Origin of the sequence: Flavobacterium sp. RSP49, assembly GCF_003968735.1 — a bacterium.
Classification (GTDB): domain Bacteria; phylum Bacteroidota; class Bacteroidia; order Flavobacteriales; family Flavobacteriaceae; genus Flavobacterium.
On record NZ_RYDN01000011.1, the window covers coordinates 27,989 to 47,686 of the forward strand.

The following is a 19,698-nucleotide window of genomic DNA, read 5'->3' on the forward strand; positions in this document are numbered from 1 at the left end:
TATATTTATGCAAAATTTATATATATGGAGATTTTAAGCTGTCCTAAATGCCAAAACAATCAGATAATAAAAAGTGGCATAATCAACAGTAAACAAAGGTACTTATGCAAAAAATGCAAGTATTTTTTTACGGTAAATAAAATAGGGAAAAAGATTGATGATTACTATGTTACCAAGGCTTTACAGCTGTATCTGGAAGGACTCAGTTTTCGAGAAATAGAGCGTATTCTGGGCGTTTCACATGTTACGATCAGCAATTGGGTAAAGTCTTTTAACATCAAAAAACCTTCGCATGCAAATTACCACCCTACTTATAAGATTTTTAGTCACTTAGAACTGGTGGAATATCTCAAAAATAAACAATTGTTATCCGGAGCAGGCATGATCATTACTGAATTAGGAGACAAGTTTATGCTCATAAAATGGGAACGATTCAAGGACTAACTATATCTCTTTACATAAAAATATATCAAAATTTTTTTCTAGAATTAAATAACTCAATTTGGCACTTTATTAACCAACCATTTAATAACCAAAATTTTATTTATGAAAAAAATATTTTTTATCGCGGCACTATTATTATTGTCGCTAAAAAGTTTTTCACAAGGCTCTACTGACTATGGCGCTGGATTGAAATTTAACCTGAACGAAGACGGTTCCAAATTCATGCGTGTAATTGCATGGAACCAGATCTGGATGCGTTCCTCTGCGATGAATCCAGGAACAATGATTGGTGGCGAAGCAACTTCAACCGCAACCGACATTGGTAATCGACGTCTGCGTTTTCTAGCTTATGCTCAAGTATCCAAAAGATACATGATCTTAACCCATTTTGGAATCAACAACCAAACTTTTATTAACGGTGGCGCAGCAGGATCCTCAGGTACTGGTGGCTACGGTGCCGGAAAAAAACCTGGCTTATTCTTTCATGACGCATGGAATGAATATGCAGTTGTATTACCAGAAAAAGATAAGAAATTTAGTTTTACCCTCGGAGCTGGATTGCACTACTACATGGGATTGTCTAGACTTACGATGGCTTCAACGCTAAACTTCTTAACCATAGACGCCCCTATTTTTAACTGGCCTTTAATAGAGAACTCCGATCAGTTTGCCAGACAAGTAGGTTTATTCGCTAAAGGAAAATACGGTAAGTTAGAATATAGAATGAGTTATAATAAACCGTATGCTACAAATTTAGTTCCTACTAATGTAACAGTGGCCGATAATGCAGTAGCGGTTGACAATAGCGGAAATACAAAATGGTCTAAAGCGGGTTATTTTGAGTATCAATTTTTAGATCAAGAAGCCAATGTATTGCCTTTTAAAGTAGGTAGCTATTTAGGAACTAAAAAAGTATTCAACATTGGTGCTGGTTTTTACACTGCACCTGATGCCACAAAAACTTCTGTAAACAGCACGATCAACAAACATGACATCAAACTTTTCTCTGCCGATGTTTTTCTTGATATGCCTATTGGAAAAAAAGAAAACAAAATGGCCGTTACAGCGTACAGTGTACTATATGATTATGATTTTGGTCCTAATTATTTGCGTAATGTTGGGATTATGAATATTGGCTCAGTAGATCCAAATTTCACAGGGAGTAGAGCTATAGCGGGAGCTGGAAATGCACAGCCAACGATGGGATCTGGAAATATTTGGTACACACAAGCAGGTGTTTTATTGCCATGTAAAGAAGCAAAACCTAAAATTCGTATCCAGCCTTTCGGTGCTGTTACCTATAAAAACTTTGATGCTTTGGAACAATCAAGCACACAGTTTGATGTAGGATCTAACTTTTTCATAGATGGACACCATGCCAAAATAACGGCGCAATATTCAACTAGACCCGTATACACCTCTCTAACAAACCGCTCAGGATCATTAGGAGACTTCATAGTACAACTTCAAATTTATCTATAATCAATTTTAAAAATAACAATACATGAAAGAAAAATCAACAAAAGGAATTTGGAAAGTTATTTCCGCATCCTCAATGGGTACCATGATCGAATGGTATGACTTTTACATCTTTGGAAGTTTAGCAGTTGTAATTTCAACTAAATTTTTCCCTTCGGATAATCCAACAGCTGCTTTCCTGTCAACTTTGGCAACATTTGCAGCAGGGTTTGTAGTTAGACCATTTGGAGCCCTTTTCTTTGGAAGATTAGGAGATTTAATTGGGCGGAAATACACCTTCATGGTTACTTTACTTTTAATGGGTGGTGCTACCTTCTTGATAGGTTGTATTCCGAGTTATGAAACCATTGGATTTATGGCTCCTTTATTAGTATTAATTCTTCGTTTATTACAAGGCCTTGCTTTGGGTGGTGAATATGGCGGAGCCGCGACATACGTAGCAGAGCATGCCCCTGTAGGACAAAGAGGCTACTGGACTTCGTGGATTCAAACTACGGCAACAGTGGGTTTATTCATCTCTTTGATGGTAATTTTAGCCACCCGAAATATCCTTACGCCAGAGCAATTTGACGAATGGGGATGGAGAGTTCCGTTCTGGGTATCTATCATCATGGTTGGCGTTTCTTATTTAATTAGAAAAAATATGGATGAATCTCCTGTTTTTGCTAAAGCAAAAGCGGAAGGAAAAACTAGTACCAATCCATTGAAAGAAAGTTTTGGAAATCGTTACAATTTGAAATTTGTCTTATTAGCTTTATTTGGAGCTACTATGGGCCAAGGGGTCGTTTGGTACACTGGTCAATTCTATGCCATGAATTTCATGAAAACTGTAATGGCTATTGATTCGTCACAAGTTGACACTTTACTGGGAATTGCATTAATGCTTGGTACTCCATTTTTCATCCTTTTTGGTTGGTTAAGTGATAAAGTAGGCCGAAAATACATCATGATGGGCGGGATGTTGTTAGCCATCATATTATACAGACCTATTTACAAAAGCATGTACGAAACTACCTCGATAGCCAATAAAACGGAAATGGTAGAAAAAACAACACTACTCGCGGAGCTGAAAGAGAACAAGAAGCAAACCATGGACTCAATTTACACCACCAGTAAAGAGTATGCGGATGGAACTACTTTTCAAGAAATAAAAACCGTACATTTAGAAAACGGAATGGCGATGGTTGTAGATGGCAAACCAAAAGTAGACACCAAAACAACAATCAAAATTACAACTGCTGACGAATGGTCGTTAATATTTCTAGTCTTCGTTCAGGTCATATTTGTTACAATGGTATATGGTCCAATTGCGGCTTTCCTTGTAGAGATGTTCCCTGTAAAAATTAGATATACGTCTATGTCGTTGCCATACCACGTAGGAAATGGAATTTTTGGAGGACTGCTTCCTGCCATTTCAACCTATTTTGTTATAAATGCAAAAGAAGGCGGGAATCCGGAATTTTACCTCGAAGGACTTTGGTATCCAATTGTTATTGCTGCTGTCAGCTTTGTAATTGGAATGGTTTACATTAAAAATAAAGACAAAAACGCTCACATTTAAAAAACACAGCTATGAATCAAATAAAAAGAATTTTAGGATTAGTTTGGATTGCATTAGCAGCTGCTGCAGCCTATTTTTGCATCTTCACTTTCGGATTGCCCAAATTTATGTCTGGTAAACAAGAGGATTTAGTATTCGGGATTATCATCCTATTCATACTCACCCCACTAATTGTTTTAGGATTGGGTGCCTTTGGGTACTTCTCATTAATGGGAGATTACGATGAAAAAAACGATTAATTAAATGCATTCCTTAAAAACAATCTCTGCATTTTTTTGCAGAGATTGTTTATTTTTTTACAATGAAAAAAAGACATGAACAAAAGCTGGTTATCCTCTCAGTGTTAATCTTATTAGCATTGAACATTCCGCTTTTGCTATTATTTGACAGTTCTAAGCCTATTTTTGGTTTACCCCTAATTTATCTCTACATTTTTTCTGCATGGCTATTTTCAATTGCTATAACCTACTTAATCATAAAAAGATATTATGAATAGTGTAGGTATTTTGTTGATTTTAGCGCTCTATGTCTCTATTTTGTTTTACATAGCGCATTGGTCTGAAAAAAGAAGACATTCTAAATGGACAAACAATCCGTATGTCTATTCTTTTTCATTGGCAGTATATTGTACTGCTTGGACCTATTATGGCAGTATAGGAGTCGCAGCAGAAACAGGACTAGCCTATTTACCTATTTATTTAGGCCCTATTATTATTATACCAACGTGGATGATCATCCTAAAGAGAATTATCCGAATTTCGAGAGTGAATAAAATCTCCAGTATAGCAGATTTTATTTCTTTACGATACGGAAACAGTAGATTTCTTGGAGCATTAGTCACCATGGTGTGTGTTTTTGGGATACTTCCTTATATTTCATTACAACTAAAATCAATTTCAGATACCTTTCATATTGTCAGCAAAACACAATCAAGCGACAACATCTTTACGGATACAACTACATATGTGTGTCTTGCTTTGGCATTATTTGCCTCTTATTATGGAACACGCTACGTGGATGCTTCTGAAAAAAGACGTGGTATTGTAACTGCCGTAGCCATGGAATCAATCCTAAAATTAGTTTTCTTTTTAATGATTGGCATTTACGTAACCTTCTTTGTTTTTGACGGATTTGATGATATTTATCAAAAAGCGAGTGTCCTTGAAAATTTTGACAAAAAAAATACCATTGGCGGAATCACGAATGGAATCAACTGGTTTTTCCTTTGTGTGTTGTCTATGTTTGCCATTTTTTTATTGCCAAGACAGTTTCACACCGCCATCGTAGAGAACAATAAAGAAAGTCACATTCGAACAGCCATTTGGCTTTTTCCACTGTATTTGTTACTTTTTAATCTTTTTGTATTCCCAATTGCCTGGGGAGGAAACATCTTATTTGAGGGACAAGGACTCAATTCCGATACCTATTCATTGTTGATTCCGCAATATTTCAACAACAACACCGTAATGATTTTAGTATTTCTAGGGGGATTTTCGGCAGCGATCTCAATGATAATCGTTTCATCAATTGCGCTCGCCACTATGCTTAGTAACAATCTATTAATCCCTTATGGCTTTATAGGTTCGCTCGAGAATGATTCACAGAAAAAAAACAACAAACGCATCTTGATTAGTCGCAAAATAGGTATTTTTTCCCTCATTATCGTGGCGTATGCTATCTATCGAATTTTTATTCTGGACTACTCTTTGGTTTCTATAGGACTTGTCGCCTTTGTAGTAATCGCGCAATTGGCTCCTTCTTTTTTTGGTGCCATATTCTGGAAAAGAGGATCAAAAAATGGTGCCATAACAGGGATTTTACTTGGATTTACAACCTGTTTTTATACCCTTCTAGTTCCTTACGCCATTGGGATAACCGAATCAACAAGCTTATTCATTCAAGAAGGCCCCTGGGGAATTGAACTTCTAAAACCATTTCAGCTTTTCGGACTGGATTATTTAGAACCTATACCACATGCCGTTTTTTGGAGTTTATTAATCAATTTGATGAGTTATCTGGCCATTTCCGTTAGTTTTAAAGGGAATTATAGGGAACGCAATTATGCCGAAATGTTTGTAGACATCGACAAATACATTACCAATCATGAAAATGCTTTTATTTGGAAAGGAACGGCCTATATCTCCGACATTCAAAAAGTATTGCAGCGATTTCTAGGGGAAGAAAGAACAAAACGTGCACTGACCATTTTCAATTTGAAATACAACATAGACAAAGACATCACCACCGCCGATGCCCGATTTATAAAATTTGCTGAGAATTTATTGACGGGACACATTGGTACGGCTTCCGCCAAAATATTAATATCAAGCGTGGTCAAAGAAGACAAAATCAGTCTGCCAGAAGTGTTGCGAATTTTAGAAGAATCCAAAGAAAACATCATCATCAACAAAAAGCTGACAGACACCTCAAATGAATTAAAAAAAATATCCGAACAACTCAAAAATGCCAATTTGGAATTAATAAACAAAGACATTCAAAAAGACGAATTTCTTGACACTGTTACCCACGAATTGAGAACGCCAATAACCGCAATTCGTGCGGCAAGCGAAATCCTTCATGATGATGATGACATTCCGGAGGAGTTGAGAAAACAGTTTTTGCAAAATATCATTTCTGAGTCCGATCGTTTGAATCGTTTAATTGATAAAATTCTAGATTTAGAAAAATTTGAAACCGGAAAACAAAAAATTTACCTCTCTAAAAACAACATTTCAAAAACAATCAAAAAAACATTGAATTCCCTCCAGCAACTCCTAAAAAACAAAAACATAAATGTTGAATTTCAGGAGGAATCAAGAGAGATCAAAGCCTTTTATGACGAGGAACGAATCATTCAGGTGATTCACAATTTAGTATCCAATGCGATAAAATTCTGCGCTGAGACAAATGGGAAAATAGTGATTTCCATTCATGAAAACAAAGACAATATTGAAGTCAAAATACACAACAACGGCAAGGCAATTAAGAAAGAAGATTTTCAGGCTATTTTTGATAAATTTTATCAATCTCGAAATCAAAACGTAAAAAAACCAATAGGAAGCGGCTTGGGTTTAGCTATTTGCAAACAAATAATAGAACATCACAAAGGCAAAATTTGGGCCGAAGACGATACCGCTGAAGGAGCTACATTCGTCTTTACATTACCCAATTATAATACAACTGAAAATAATTAAAAATGAAAAAAATTTTAATTGTAGATGACGAACCAAATATTGTAATGTCATTAGAGTACACTTTCAAAAAGAACAATTTTGAAGTTTTCATTGCGCGCGACGGTCAGGAGGCATTGGATATTTTAAAAAATAAACTTCCAGATGTCATTATTCTTGATGTCATGATGCCTATGGTGGACGGGTATGCCACATTAGAGCAGATAAAAAAAGACGAACGGTTACAGCATTGCAAAGTCATTTTCCTTTCGGCAAAAAACAAGGAAAAGGACATTGAAAAAGGCCTTTCATTAGGCGCTAATTTATATGTAGTCAAGCCTTTTTCAATCAAAAAGTTAGTCGACCAAGTTCATGAATTAATTCAATAAGAAACAAATTCAACACAATGACATACAAGGAAATTTATGAGGAAAGCATTGAGCAGCCAGAAAAATTCTGGGCTGAACAAGCTGATGCAATTGAGTGGTACAACAAACCGGAGACAATTTTGTCAAAAGACGAAAATGGCTATCCGCTTTGGTACAAAGATGGCGAATTGAACATTTGTTACCTGGCGTTAGACAAACACATTCAGGATGGCTGTGGGGATCAGGTCGCTTTTATTTATGACTCTCCGGTAACACAAACCGTAAAAAAATACACTTTTTCGGAAGTAAAAACCGAAGTTGCAAAACTCGCAGGAGGCATGCAATCACTGGGATTAAAAAAAGGCGACACCGCAATAATTTACATGCCCATGATTCCACAAACAGCTTTTGCCATGTTGGCTTGTGCAAGAATTGGCGTAATCCATTCCGTTGTTTTTGGAGGTTTTGCACCACATGAATTGGCCATCAGAATCGATGATTGCAAACCCCGAGCCATTATTACCGCTTCTTCGGGAATTGAAGTGGATCGTTTGATTGCGTACAAACCTTTGGTCGATCAAGCTATTGAACTCGCTTCACACCGACCAAAAAAAGTAATCGTTTTCAACAGAAAATTAGGCGCCCGAATTCCGTTTAAGAAATATGACGTAGATTATGATGCCTTGGTTTATGGTTCAGAAGAAACGCCTTGTGTTCCTGTAAATTCCAATCATCCTCTTTATATTTTGTACACTTCGGGAACGACGGGAAAGCCAAAAGGAATTGTAAGGGATACTGGTGGATATGCTGTGGCATTGAAATTTTCTATGAAATACATCTATAATGTCAAAGATGGCGAGACTTTTTGGGCCGCATCAGATATGGGTTGGGCAGTAGGTCATAGCTACATCCTTTACGCTCCGTTATTAAATCGAAATACTACCATAATTTTTGAAGGCAAACCGATTAAAACTCCCGATGCGAGTACGTTTTGGAGAATAATTTCAGAGCATAAAGTGGGCACTATGTTTACGGCTCCTACCGCCATCAGAGCTATCAAAAAAGAAGATCCTGATGGAACATTCATCAAACAATATGATTTAAGTTGTCTCAAAAATCAATTTTTGGCGGGCGAACGTTGTGATAATGCCACTTTAGAATGGTATCAACAACACATTCCTATTCCTGTAATTGACCATTGGTGGCAAACAGAATCAGGCTGGCCAATGATTGCCAATTCTCTCGGCATTGAAAAAATGCCGGTGAAATTCGGTTCTGCCACAAAAGCAGTTTGTGGATATGATATTCGGATTTTCAATGAAAACGGTGACGAATTAAGCGCCAATGAAGAAGGCTTGGTTGTCATAAAATTACCTTTGCCTCCGGGAAATATGTTGGGTATTTGGGAAAACGAAGCCCGTTTTAAAGCCAGTTATTTCAATAAATTTGATGGCTATTATCTATCTGGCGATGGTGGTTATAAAGATGAGGACGGTTATATTTTCATCACCGGAAGAACGGATGATGTTATCAATGTAGCAGGACACCGCTTGTCTACAGCTGAAATGGAAGAAGTTGTTGCTTCCCACCGATTCGTTGCAGAGTGTGCGGTTATTGGAATTCAAGATGAATTGAAAGGACAAATTCCGTTGGCTTTAGTCGTAACGAAATTAGATATTGCAATAGAGCATTATCAATTGGAGCAAGAAATTATTAAATTGATTCGCCAGCAAATTGGAGCGGTCACTTCTTTACGAAATGTAGTTATTGTAACGCGCTTACCAAAAACACGCTCGGGAAAAACCCTTCGAAAACTACTGCGCAGCATTGCAGATGGTGCCGAATTCCAAATTCCGTCGACCATTGACGACGAATCGATTGTGGAAGAAATTATCACCGCATTAAAAAAGTATAAAATAGGAATTAACAACATATAAAATTTATCAATAATCATGAGTTACTATAAAATTAATAATCTAGAAGAGTACTTTAAACATTACAAAAAATCAATTCGTGAACCGGGAAAATTCTGGGACAAAGTGGCCTCAGAGAATTTTACTTGGTACCAGCAATGGGATAAAGTAGTTGATTTCAATATGGCTGACGCCGAAATAAAATGGTTTACCAATGCCAAAGTAAACATTGTAAAAAACTGTATCGACAGGCATCTTGCTAAAAAAGGAGATAAAACAGCTATCATTTTTGAACCGAATGACCCAAATGAAGAAGCATTGCATATTTCATATAATGAGTTATACGAGCGTGTTTGCAAAATGGCGAATATCTTAAAGGAGCAAGGCATACAAAAAGGAGATCGGGTTTGTATTTATTTACCCATGATTCCTGAATTAGCGATTACCACTCTGGCCTGCGCCAGAATTGGAGCAATCCATTCGGTTGTTTTCGCAGGATTTTCCGCCTCGGCAGTTGCCGCAAGAATCAATGACAGCGAATGTAAAATGGTCATCACTTCAGATGGTGGGTATCGCGGGAATAAAACCATCGATTTAAAAAGTATCGTTGACGAAGCCTTATTGAATTGCCCTTGTGTAGAGAACGTTTTAGTAGCTAAAAGAATCAACTCCACTATCCACATGAAAGAAGGTCGTGACCAATGGCTGCAACCACTTTTAGACCAAGCTTCGAATAACAATGTGGCTGAAATCATGGATGCCGAAGATCCTTTGTTCATCCTTTATACTTCCGGTTCAACAGGAAAACCAAAAGGAATGGTTCACACTACGGCCGGTTATATGGTGTATTCCGCATATACGTTCAAGAACGTTTTTAATTATGAAGACAATGATATTTTCTGGTGTACCGCTGATATTGGCTGGATTACCGGACATTCCTATATTCTTTACGGCCCGTTATTGAACGGAGCTACGACCGTAATTTTCGAAGGCGTTCCGTCTTATCCTGATTTCAGTCGCTTTTGGCAAACCATCGAAAAACACAAAGTTACCCAGTTTTACACGGCGCCAACAGCGATTAGAGCTTTGGCAAAAGAAAGCATCGAATACGTACAGCGCTACCAGTTGACCTCTTTGAAAGTAATTGGATCTGTAGGAGAACCCATCAATGAGGAAGCATGGCACTGGTACAACAACCACGTAGGCGATAAAAAATGTCCTGTGGTAGATACGTGGTGGCAAACGGAAACCGGAGGAATTATGATTTCGCCAATTGCCTTTGTAACCCCGACAAAACCTACTTATGCTTCATTACCTTTACCGGGAATCCAACCCGTTTTGATGGATGAAAAACGAAATGAAATTGAAGGGAATCAGGTTACCGGAAGTTTGTGTATTAAATTTCCTTGGCCAGGAATTGCAAGAACAATTTGGGGCGATCATCAACGGTATAAAGAAACCTATTTTTCTACCTTTCCAGGTAAATATTTCACTGGCGACGGCGCTTTGCGTGACGAGGTTGGGTATTACAGAATCACTGGACGTGTAGATGATGTAGTAATTGTTTCCGGACACAATCTGGGGACTGCCCCTATTGAAGATGCCATCAATGAACATCCTGCTGTTGCGGAATCAGCCATTGTAGGTTTCCCGCATGATATCAAAGGAAATGCGTTGTATGGTTTTGTAATTCTAAAAGAAACCGGAGAATATCGCGACAGAGAAAACCTGAGTAAAGAGATCAACCAACACATATCCGATCACATAGGACCCATTGCCAAATTAGACAAAATCCAGTTTGTTTCCGGTTTGCCAAAAACCCGTTCCGGAAAAATTATGCGCAGAATTTTGCGTAAGATTGCCGAAGGGGATTATTCTAATTTTGGCGATACCTCAACCTTGTTAAATCCTGAAATTGTGGAGGAAATCAAAGACGGTAAAATATAATATTTAGTTGTAATTGTAGTTGAAAACTGCTTCATTTATGGAGCAGTTTTTTTATACAAAAAAGGCTGTCTTTTTATGGACAGCCTTTTCAATCTTCAAGGTATTCTTAATTTTTCAACAGTTTCAATACTTTCATTTCATTATTTTCATCAAATGTTTTTACGATGTAAAGTCCTTGATTCAAATCACTAACCGAAAATTGAGATCCTGCCGTTTTATTAGTATCAAAACTTTTTACCAATTGTCCCGTGATAGAAAATACCTGCACTTTAGCAGTTGTTTCATTCAACGTAAAATAATCAGATGCCGGATTTGGATACAACACAATCGTTGGTGATTTTTCGTAATCCGCTATTGCCAATGATGCTGTTTTATTCCCATAGATTTTAAATTCTCCCGGTTTCAAAGTAATTGCAGCTGAGGTACTGATTACATTAATAGAAGTATTGTCCATCAAATTGTACCATGTTCCGGTGTATGGAAACCCGGAAGGAGCATTTTTTGACGTCACATCAAAATTAGCTACAATCAATACATCTTTCAGTTGTGTTGATGCTAGTGCACTGTTGGTAATTTTGATATTCGGTAATAACGAACTGCTATTATTGATTGTTACAGTTCCTAAAAACACAGGTTCTTCGGTCTTCATCGTAATCATTTTGGACCAATCATTGTAAATCTTGCTTCTGTTGGTATCTCCAATCCAGTTATTGACCCATTGTGGTTGCGGTTTAGTATCTAACTTACAATCTCCTGATGTACCATCTGAAGGAGAGTTCACAGTTCCATTATTGCAGGTAAAAATAGAAGAATTCCATCCTAATTCTCCAAATTGCCAAATCATTTTTGGCCCTGGAACCAATAAAGAAACAGCTCCTAATGCAGACATTCTGGATAAAGCTACAGTAAGGGTTCGTACATTATGGTCCGCAGTGGTATTGTTTCCTGCTTGCACATTATTGTACATTAAGCGCTCCTCATCATGACTCTCAGCATAGCCCATCAATCGGTGTGCAGTAAATCCTCGACTTGATGAACTCATTCTTGAAATATTACCTGCATACCCTTTTGTAAGATTGTTATAGTCAAAAGTCATTATTCCCCACATCATCACGCCTTTACTTGGCGTTTCATTCAACCTGTAATTAGCCCATTGTTGTTCTTCCTCATTACCACCCAAATGTTCGAAAATAACGTAATGATTTGGATCTAAGTCCCAAGAATAATCGGCATATTTTTTTAATACATCTATTCTGTCTTGTTGTAAACTGCCGGTACAATTTTCTTGCCCGCCAGCTACGTTCGCTGGACAATTTTGTGTAAAACCTTTGGTTAAATCCCAACGGAAACCGTCAATTTTATATTCTTCAACCCATTGTTTAATGACCCGTCGTACATAATTTTGTGTTCTGGGCAGTTGATGATTAAAGTCCTCACCTACACTATAACTGTGCATCGCTGTTGTATTAAAATAAGGATTTTCAGTGGAAGGCGAGCCCCAGCCATCGCCATCAGGATCATTCATCCACATGCGAAGCATTGGGTTTCTACCAAAAGCGTGATTTAGCGCCACATCAAGAATAACAGCAATTCCGTTTTGATGGCATAAATCAATAAACTCTTTCAATTTATCCGAAGTGCCATAGAATTTATCCAAAGCCATGTGAAAAGAGGTATTGTAACCCCAACTTTCATTACCTTCAAACTCCATTACTGGCATTAACTCAATCGCATTTATCTTCAAATTTTTGAAATAATCGATTTTATTAATCAAATCTTGATAGCTTTTATTGGCATCAAAATCACGCACTAACAATTCATAAACTACTAATTTTTCTTTAGCTGGTTTAACAAAGTTTGTAGTGGCGCTACTCCAAGCGTAAGCAGCTTTACCGGTTTGCAATACCGTCACTTCACGTTCCTGACCCACGGGATAAGCCGGCAAATTAGGATAATTTAAAATATAAGGATCATCAAAAGGGGATAAAACCAAAGTAGAATAAGGATCTGCAGTTTTCACTAAAGAAGGCGTTCCTGCAATAGGACTCGCATCAACTACCCAATATTGGTAGGAATAATTTGTTCCTGAAACTAGTCCTGTTAATTCCAACCAAAACTTGTCCGAAGCTGGATCTTTTTTCATGGCAAAAGCACCTGTTGGCTGCCAATTGTTGAAACTTCCTGCTACATAAATAAAATCTTTGAACGGTGCATCTAGAACTAAAGTCGCTTTTGTCGCATCACCCGTATTGTAATTGATCCCGTCCAATAATCCCGCCGGCATCGACTCACTAACCACATTTGGATTCACTACAGCGCTAAACTTTTTAGTGATTACGGTTGTTCCCTGAGTAACCTGCAACTCGTAGTTTTGATTACCGGTAATATTTGTGTGATTAAAAGTATAACTGGAAGTCGCTGGATTTGTATTTAAAGTTGCTCCGTTTGCCTTCAAAACATAACTAGCATTTCCGCCTGTATTAGCAGCTGAAATATTTAAACTACCACCAGTTGCAATAATGGTTGCACTATTTTCTGCGGGTGCATTTAGTGTCACTTGGTACGCACCAACTTCAACAAAATTATCCTGGGATTTTTTATCTCCCGTTCCATCTTTCGCTTTTACTAGGAATCCTATTCTACCAATTCCATTTCTGTTATAAAAAACATTTGGTGTAAACGTTTTAGTATAAGTATTCGTAGCCGAATTATAGGCAAAACGGTTGGCTTCGTTAGACGCAGTCCAAGTGCCATTAGTGGGGCAATCTATACTGTTGGCATCATTGATATCCAGAGACCAAGTCCACATATACAAAGCATTCCCGGTAATTCCCCAAGCTGCTTCATCCACATTATTACCAGTAATAGTGATTGTTACGGATGTTGTTTCTTCAAAAGTGGCCGGACTTATCGAATACGCGATGGTTTGTTGTTGCGCAGTAGCTACAATTGAAAGAAAGAACAATAAAAAAAGTAGATTTTTTTTCATGGTTTACTGTTGGTTAAATTAAAAGCTAAAAAAAGGGCGATCACTCAGACAGCCCTTTTAGTATCGAAATAAATTATTCTTGATTAGGAATCATCAAATAACTGCCATCTAAATCATTGAAATAGATTTTATATTTTGATTTGGCAACCGGTAGGTCACCTCCACTTGCTCCGTTATTTGGGAATCCTGAAAAAGCAGTGTTTCCACCCCAACTTACGTCCCATGCATTATTTGCTCTAAATTTAGCTTTACCATCATTTAATGGCAACAAATTTAATGACCAAACATGAGAATTGAACGTGGATTGAGTTAATGCTGTTGAAGCATCCCATTTTAATGGTGTGCTATCTCCAATGATACCTACGGTAGTAAAAGTTTTAGCAGCAGCGGCATTATACATCACTAAAGTGTATTTTAATGTTTCAGTATTCATTGTAAAAGTATAATAGCCTTCAGTTGCAATAGTAAAAGATGCTGGATCTGGAGCAGCTTCTGTAGGTCTTGCCACAATAGCACCATTATCTCCTTTACCATACATTGGAGCCCATTGTCCAAGTGTAGAAATTAATTTGAAAGCACCCGCTTTGAAAAATCCAGTAAATTGATACAAACTTGGGTTTGTTCCGCTTCTGAATAAAGGTTGGTTTTTATTATTATTGTTCCATCCTGAAGCAGTTGCGTCGCCTACAAAATACCAGTCTTTAAATGCGTAAGGAATTAATCCAGTATACGCATTAACTAAAATAGTCAGTGGAGTTTTAGACATCATTTTTTCAATTCCTGCTAAACTAGAAACTACTTTGACATCATAAGAACCCAGTTGATCAGGTGTGCCACCCAATTGAATTACTGCTTGATTCAATGTTTTTACAGTTACTTCAATTTGAGTTGCTCCAGAAGTTCCTCCTAATTCAATTGCTTTTGTAAAATTTCCTCCTTTAACATCCATCAAAAGTTTGTACCCAATCTCTACATTACCAGCATAAGTTGCTTTGGTCCACACAAAACGTTCTGCAACGTCTTCCGCATTTTCTTCTAGTAAAACGTATGATTTATCATTTTCAGGCGCCACTAATTCAGGAGTATCCACTCCTTGAATTACTGGTCTGTCTTCTACATCCTCTACGCTACAAGACAAGGTAAGAACTGCGAATAAGGCAATTACTGATTTAGTTATATTTTTCATTTTTTATTTATTATTTAAATTTTATTAATACCCAGGGTTTTGTTTCAATTTATTGTTTGATGCTAATGCTGTAGCAGGAATAGGAAATAAATTTCTAAATGCTTGCGTTGGCGCACCACCCGCTACATTTCCTTTCCAAGGCCACACATAACTACCGCCTGTAAATTTACCAAAACGAATTAAATCCGTTCTTCGGTGTCCTTCCCAGTGCAGTTCTTTTGCTCGCTCGTCTAGAATCAGGTTAGCACCTGCAGCATCCGCAGTAAGAGCGCTTATCGTTGAAGCATTCGCTCTGGTTCTTAAAGCATTTACATATCCTCTGGCAGTTCCTAGATCTCCTACTTTACCAACTACCGCACATTCAGCATACATTAAATACGCATCGGCTAAACGGAACATTGGAAAATCAGAGTCAGAAAAGTCTCCTGATTTATCTGAGCCCTGAACTCCGTTTACCGTCACATTTCTAAATTTCTGAATTGCGTATCCATCAGTAAATGTACCAATATCAGCAATTTCTTTAGTTTGTCCATCGGTATAAAATTGACCTCTTGCGTCTGTAGTATTTTCACTAAACTTATTTACAAATGCTGATGTTGTTCTGATACCAGCCCAACCACCATTGATTCCAAATTCAGAAGCCTTCATAGTACCACCAACTGGTGCATGCGTCAAGAAAGTAGTCCCACCAAACGTTTGCGTTCTTAGTCCATCAAAAGCAATTGCAAAAATGAATTCGTTTTGAGCTCCGTTTCTATCATTATCCGCAAAAAATAATTGGTTATAATTGTTGTGTAAAGTATACCCTGATCCTATTACTTTAGTGATCAAAGGCAATGCTCCTGCATAATTATCAGTACCAATATATACTTTAGCATTCATGTACAACTTAGCTTGTAACATCCAGGCAGCAGCTTGATCCACACGATACGCCTCATTTGATTTTGGCGCTTTCAATTCTGGAATAATTGCTGTTAATTCGGCATCCACAAATTTGTACAATTCTGCTCTTGAAGCATATTCCGGGTAGTAAAAACTCGTTGGGGAATCCTCAGTTACCAAAGAACCTCCGCCAAACATATCAATCAAGTGCCAATAGGTGAATGCTCTAATAAAACGCGCTTCTGCTCTGTAGGTTTTAATCTCTGCTATCAAAGCGGCATCAAGACCTCTGGAGGCTAATTTAGCATCCGTAGTTTGTCTTAAAAACTCATTACAGTTTACAATTTGAAAAGAAAATCGGGCAAATGTAGCCGTGATAAAACGGTCTAAAGAAGTCCATGTTTGTGAATGAAGGTCTTTTATTGTCCCATCATTCCAGGCGATTACGGCCTCATCTGTTGTTAATTCCTGCATCAACCAGATCCCTCTGATGTATTGACTTTCCCCTTCATCAATTCCGGAGATATCTGGAGAACCAGCTGCCGTTTGCCCTGAAGTAGCAAATCCTGCGTATAACTTGGCCAGATTTTGTTTGTACGATTCCGGTGTGCTAAAAAACTGTTCTCCCGGAACTGCAACACTACTTGCCGGGGCTTGGCTCAAATCATCTGTACACGATGAGAATACCATCACGCACAGTAACAAAGAAATGCCCAATAATTTTATTTGTATCTTTTTCATTTTTCTTGCTATTTGTATTAGAAATTAACGTTTAAACCTAACGTGAAAGTAATTGGTCGTGGGTATAAATTTCCGTCTATACCTCCAGAAATTTCTGGATCTAATCCTTCATAATTAGTAATGATCAAAACATTTTGTGCTGACAATGTCAATTTAACTAATGAAGACGTATTCTCTTTTTGATTGAAAGTATATCCAACACTTACGTTGTCTAATCTTACAAAAGAGGCATCTTGAATGTAATAATCAGATTCGAAACGTTTGGTGTCATTAGATCTGAAACCTGTTTCCAAAACATTTTCAACTCCGTTTGACAAATCTGTGTTTCTGATCAAAATATTATTGAAAGATCCTTTACTGGAATCCACATTGTTGTAATTGTAATTACCCCATGATCCTCTCCAGTTCATGCCCATATCAAAATTTTTGTAGGTTACACTGGTGTTAAACCCGTAAAAAACATCTGCTGCCGGTTTATGAAAACGGTATTTATCCAACTCTGATATTATTCCATCTTGATTTCTGTCAACATACACCCCATCTAAAGGTTTTCCATTTACACCATACGCTTGCTCATACACGTAAAAAGAACTTGGTGCATAACCCACTTGGTGATTTTGAATAAAATTTCCGGTAGCACCTTCATAGCCTCCAACATTAATTCCTGGCGTGTTAGGAAGTGTAGTAGTCAGCTTAGTGATTTTAGACTCTTGAAAGGTTACGTTTCCGCCAATTCTCCATTCAAAATCATCAGAACGAAATGGGATTACTTCTGCAGCAATCTCAATCCCCCTATTTTCAATTGTTCCTACGTTATAATTGTCAAAATTTGAAAACCCGAAGAAAGATGGATTTTGTGTGTACAATAATAAATCTTCTGTTGTTCTTTTGTACAAATCAACACTACCATTGATTCTATTGTTCAAAAATCCAAAATCCAACCCTGCATTCACAGTAGTGGTTTGTTCCCATTTCAAATTACTATTGTACGGCTGTGGTCTGTAAGTAGTGTAAAACTGACTTCCAAACGGGTATTGAGCAGCAGTATTAGAGGCTAAATACAACGGAATAGAAGGATAACTTATTCCAATATCCTGTTGTCCGGTAATACCCCAACCCCCACGAATTTTTAAGGTAGAAATACTACTTACGTCTTTCAAGAAGTTTTCTTCGTTCAGTTTCCAAGCCAAAGCAACGGCAGGGAAATTAGCCCAACGATTCGATTCTGTAAATCTTGAAGTACCATCACGTCTATAGGACAAAGTCACTAAATACTTATCGGCGATATTAATATTTGTTCTTGCAAAGAAAGACTGCAAGTTGATACGGGACGGGAAATTAGGATCTACCGTAGTGTTATTACTCTGGAAATTAAAATTGGAGGAGTAAAAAGTCTCTCTGAAATCTTGGTAGGAATACCCACCGGTAACATCAAAAACGGTATTGATCGATTCTACTTTTTTGTTGTAATTCAAGTACAAATCCATCAATTTATTGAAACGTGACTGAGTTCTTTCATACGTATTGTTGAAACCGGAACCGGAAAGACCATTCAAAAAATTAGCTTCTGTATTACCAAATGAACGTCCTGTTAATTGATCGTAACCAAAATTAGCTACTGCTTTTAATTCTGGTAAAAAATGCATTTTATATTCGGTTTGAATATTTCCAATGCTTCTGTATGCTGTTCCAAAATTGTTTTGTTGTTCGATTTGAGACAATGGGTTTCTGCCTGCCAATTGGTTGATTTCAGTTGGAGACGTATACCATTGAAAAAAGGTTCCGTCAGGATTTCTTACCGCTTGTGTTGGATCAAAACGAATGGCTGAACCAATAGCACCACGATTACTATAATTACTATTAATCAGAGACGTATTATTATTCAATTCTATCTTTAAATGATCATCAAAGAAGTTTCCGGTTATACCAGCAGACATTGTAGTACGCTGCATGTTATCTCTTTTTAAGATACCATTCAAATTAGCATATCCCACAGAGGCTCTGTACACTATATTATCAGAACCACCGCTTAGGGCAATATTATGATCTGTACCAATAGCTGTTCTGAATATTTCATCCTGCCAATCTGTATCAGCAGCACCCATCAACGCGATTTGAGCAGCATTTCCGTTAGCCGTTACAAAATCTCTGAATTGTGTACTTGATAAAGCATCTACTTTATTCGTGATTTCAGAAACCTGGAAGTTTGCATTATAATTAATTTGCATTTCCCCTGCTTTACCTTTTTTAGTAGTAATGATAATTACCCCATTCGAAGCACGAGATCCGTAGATAGCAGTTGCCGAAGCATCTTTCAAAACCGTAATCGATTCAATATTATTTTGATTAATAGTACTCAAAGGATTTCTACTTCCTTCTACGCCACCAGCAGCAACCGGCACACCATCAATAACATACAACGGATCGTTATTAGCAGATAGTGAAGAGCCACTTCTAATTCTGATAGTTGCACCTTCACCTGGAGAACCTCCTCCATTAATAACCTGCAAACCAGCTACTTTCCCTGTTATCATTTGATCTGCAGAAGTAACAGGTCCTTTATTAAAATCTTTGGAAGTCAGCACGGTTACCGCTCCTGTAGCATCTTTTTTCTTAACAGTCCCGTAACCCACTTGGATCACCACTTCTTTTAATTGATTGGCATCTTCTTCTAAAGACACGTTTAATGAATTTTGAGCAACATAAGTCACGACCGTATTGGTGTAACCAATATAAGAGAACACAATTTTATCCCCTCTTTTTACATTAGACAACTGATATTTACCATCAAAATCAGTAGAAACACCATTATTTGTACCCTGTACATTTATGTTTACCCCTGGAATTGGCTGTCCTGACACTTTATCAAGAACGGTTCCGCCAACACTATTCTGAGCCAGAACACTAAAAGGGAGCAGCAGTACTAAAATCAACAACTTTTTATAAATTGTTTTCATACATTTTCTTTAATTTAATTGAATTTTCCTTGAATTTTTAAGCGTAACTATTACTTCGAAT

12 protein-coding genes are annotated in these 19,698 nt (G+C 37.4%); 8 read left to right on the top strand and 4 right to left on the bottom strand.

Annotation, left to right across the window (positions count from 1 at the left end; translation table 11 throughout):
- The first annotated feature begins 24 nt into the window (after positions 1–24).
- From EKM02_RS07655 to acs, 8 genes are all read left to right on the top strand, one after another.
- Entirely contained in the window at positions 25–444 is a 420-nt protein-coding gene (locus EKM02_RS07655; protein ID WP_126453860.1) for a helix-turn-helix domain-containing protein, read from the top strand.
- A gap of 102 nt (positions 445–546) precedes the next feature.
- Positions 547–1,926, top strand: a complete 1,380-nt coding sequence (locus EKM02_RS07660; protein WP_126453862.1) for a porin — start codon at positions 547–549, stop codon at positions 1,924–1,926.
- 22 nt (positions 1,927–1,948) lie between these two features.
- On the top strand, positions 1,949–3,484 hold the full coding sequence (locus tag EKM02_RS07665) for an MFS transporter (RefSeq protein WP_126453864.1): 1,536 nt from the start codon (positions 1,949–1,951) through the stop codon (positions 3,482–3,484).
- Between the two features lie 11 nt (positions 3,485–3,495).
- Positions 3,496–3,723: a DUF6814 family protein gene (locus EKM02_RS07670; RefSeq protein WP_126453866.1), complete on the top strand. Its 228-nt coding sequence runs from the start codon at positions 3,496–3,498 to the stop codon at positions 3,721–3,723.
- A gap of 249 nt (positions 3,724–3,972) precedes the next feature.
- The gene (locus tag EKM02_RS07680; RefSeq protein WP_126453870.1) at positions 3,973–6,678 is read left to right on the top strand and encodes a sensor histidine kinase; all 2,706 of its coding nucleotides are present in this window, start codon (positions 3,973–3,975) and stop codon (positions 6,676–6,678) included.
- 2 nt (positions 6,679–6,680) lie between these two features.
- Positions 6,681–7,043, top strand: a complete 363-nt coding sequence (locus EKM02_RS07685) for a response regulator transcription factor (protein ID WP_126453872.1) — start codon at positions 6,681–6,683, stop codon at positions 7,041–7,043.
- Positions 7,044–7,060: 17 nt separating this feature from the next.
- A complete protein-coding gene (locus EKM02_RS07690; RefSeq protein ID WP_126453874.1) occupies positions 7,061–8,959 on the top strand; it encodes an AMP-binding protein in 1,899 nt (632 codons plus the stop codon).
- Positions 8,960–8,974: 15 nt separating this feature from the next.
- Positions 8,975–10,882: an acetate--CoA ligase gene (acs, locus tag EKM02_RS07695; RefSeq protein ID WP_126453876.1), complete on the top strand. Its 1,908-nt coding sequence runs from the start codon at positions 8,975–8,977 to the stop codon at positions 10,880–10,882.
- 106 nt (positions 10,883–10,988) lie between these two features.
- Here the strand turns inward: acs and EKM02_RS07700 are convergent, their stop codons facing one another.
- The 4 genes from EKM02_RS07700 to EKM02_RS07715 form a co-directional block, all read right to left on the bottom strand.
- Complete coding sequence (locus tag EKM02_RS07700; protein WP_126453878.1) at positions 10,989–13,871, bottom strand: alpha-amylase family glycosyl hydrolase; 2,883 nt, start codon at positions 13,869–13,871, stop codon at positions 10,989–10,991.
- A gap of 73 nt (positions 13,872–13,944) precedes the next feature.
- Positions 13,945–15,057, bottom strand: a complete 1,113-nt coding sequence (locus tag EKM02_RS07705) for a SusE domain-containing protein (protein ID WP_126453880.1) — start codon at positions 15,055–15,057, stop codon at positions 13,945–13,947.
- A gap of 24 nt (positions 15,058–15,081) precedes the next feature.
- Positions 15,082–16,680, bottom strand: a complete 1,599-nt coding sequence (locus EKM02_RS07710; protein WP_126453882.1) for a RagB/SusD family nutrient uptake outer membrane protein — start codon at positions 16,678–16,680, stop codon at positions 15,082–15,084.
- 17 nt (positions 16,681–16,697) lie between these two features.
- Positions 16,698–19,637, bottom strand: a complete 2,940-nt coding sequence (locus EKM02_RS07715) for a SusC/RagA family TonB-linked outer membrane protein (protein ID WP_126453884.1) — start codon at positions 19,635–19,637, stop codon at positions 16,698–16,700.
- Between the last annotated feature and the right edge of the window lie 61 nt (positions 19,638–19,698).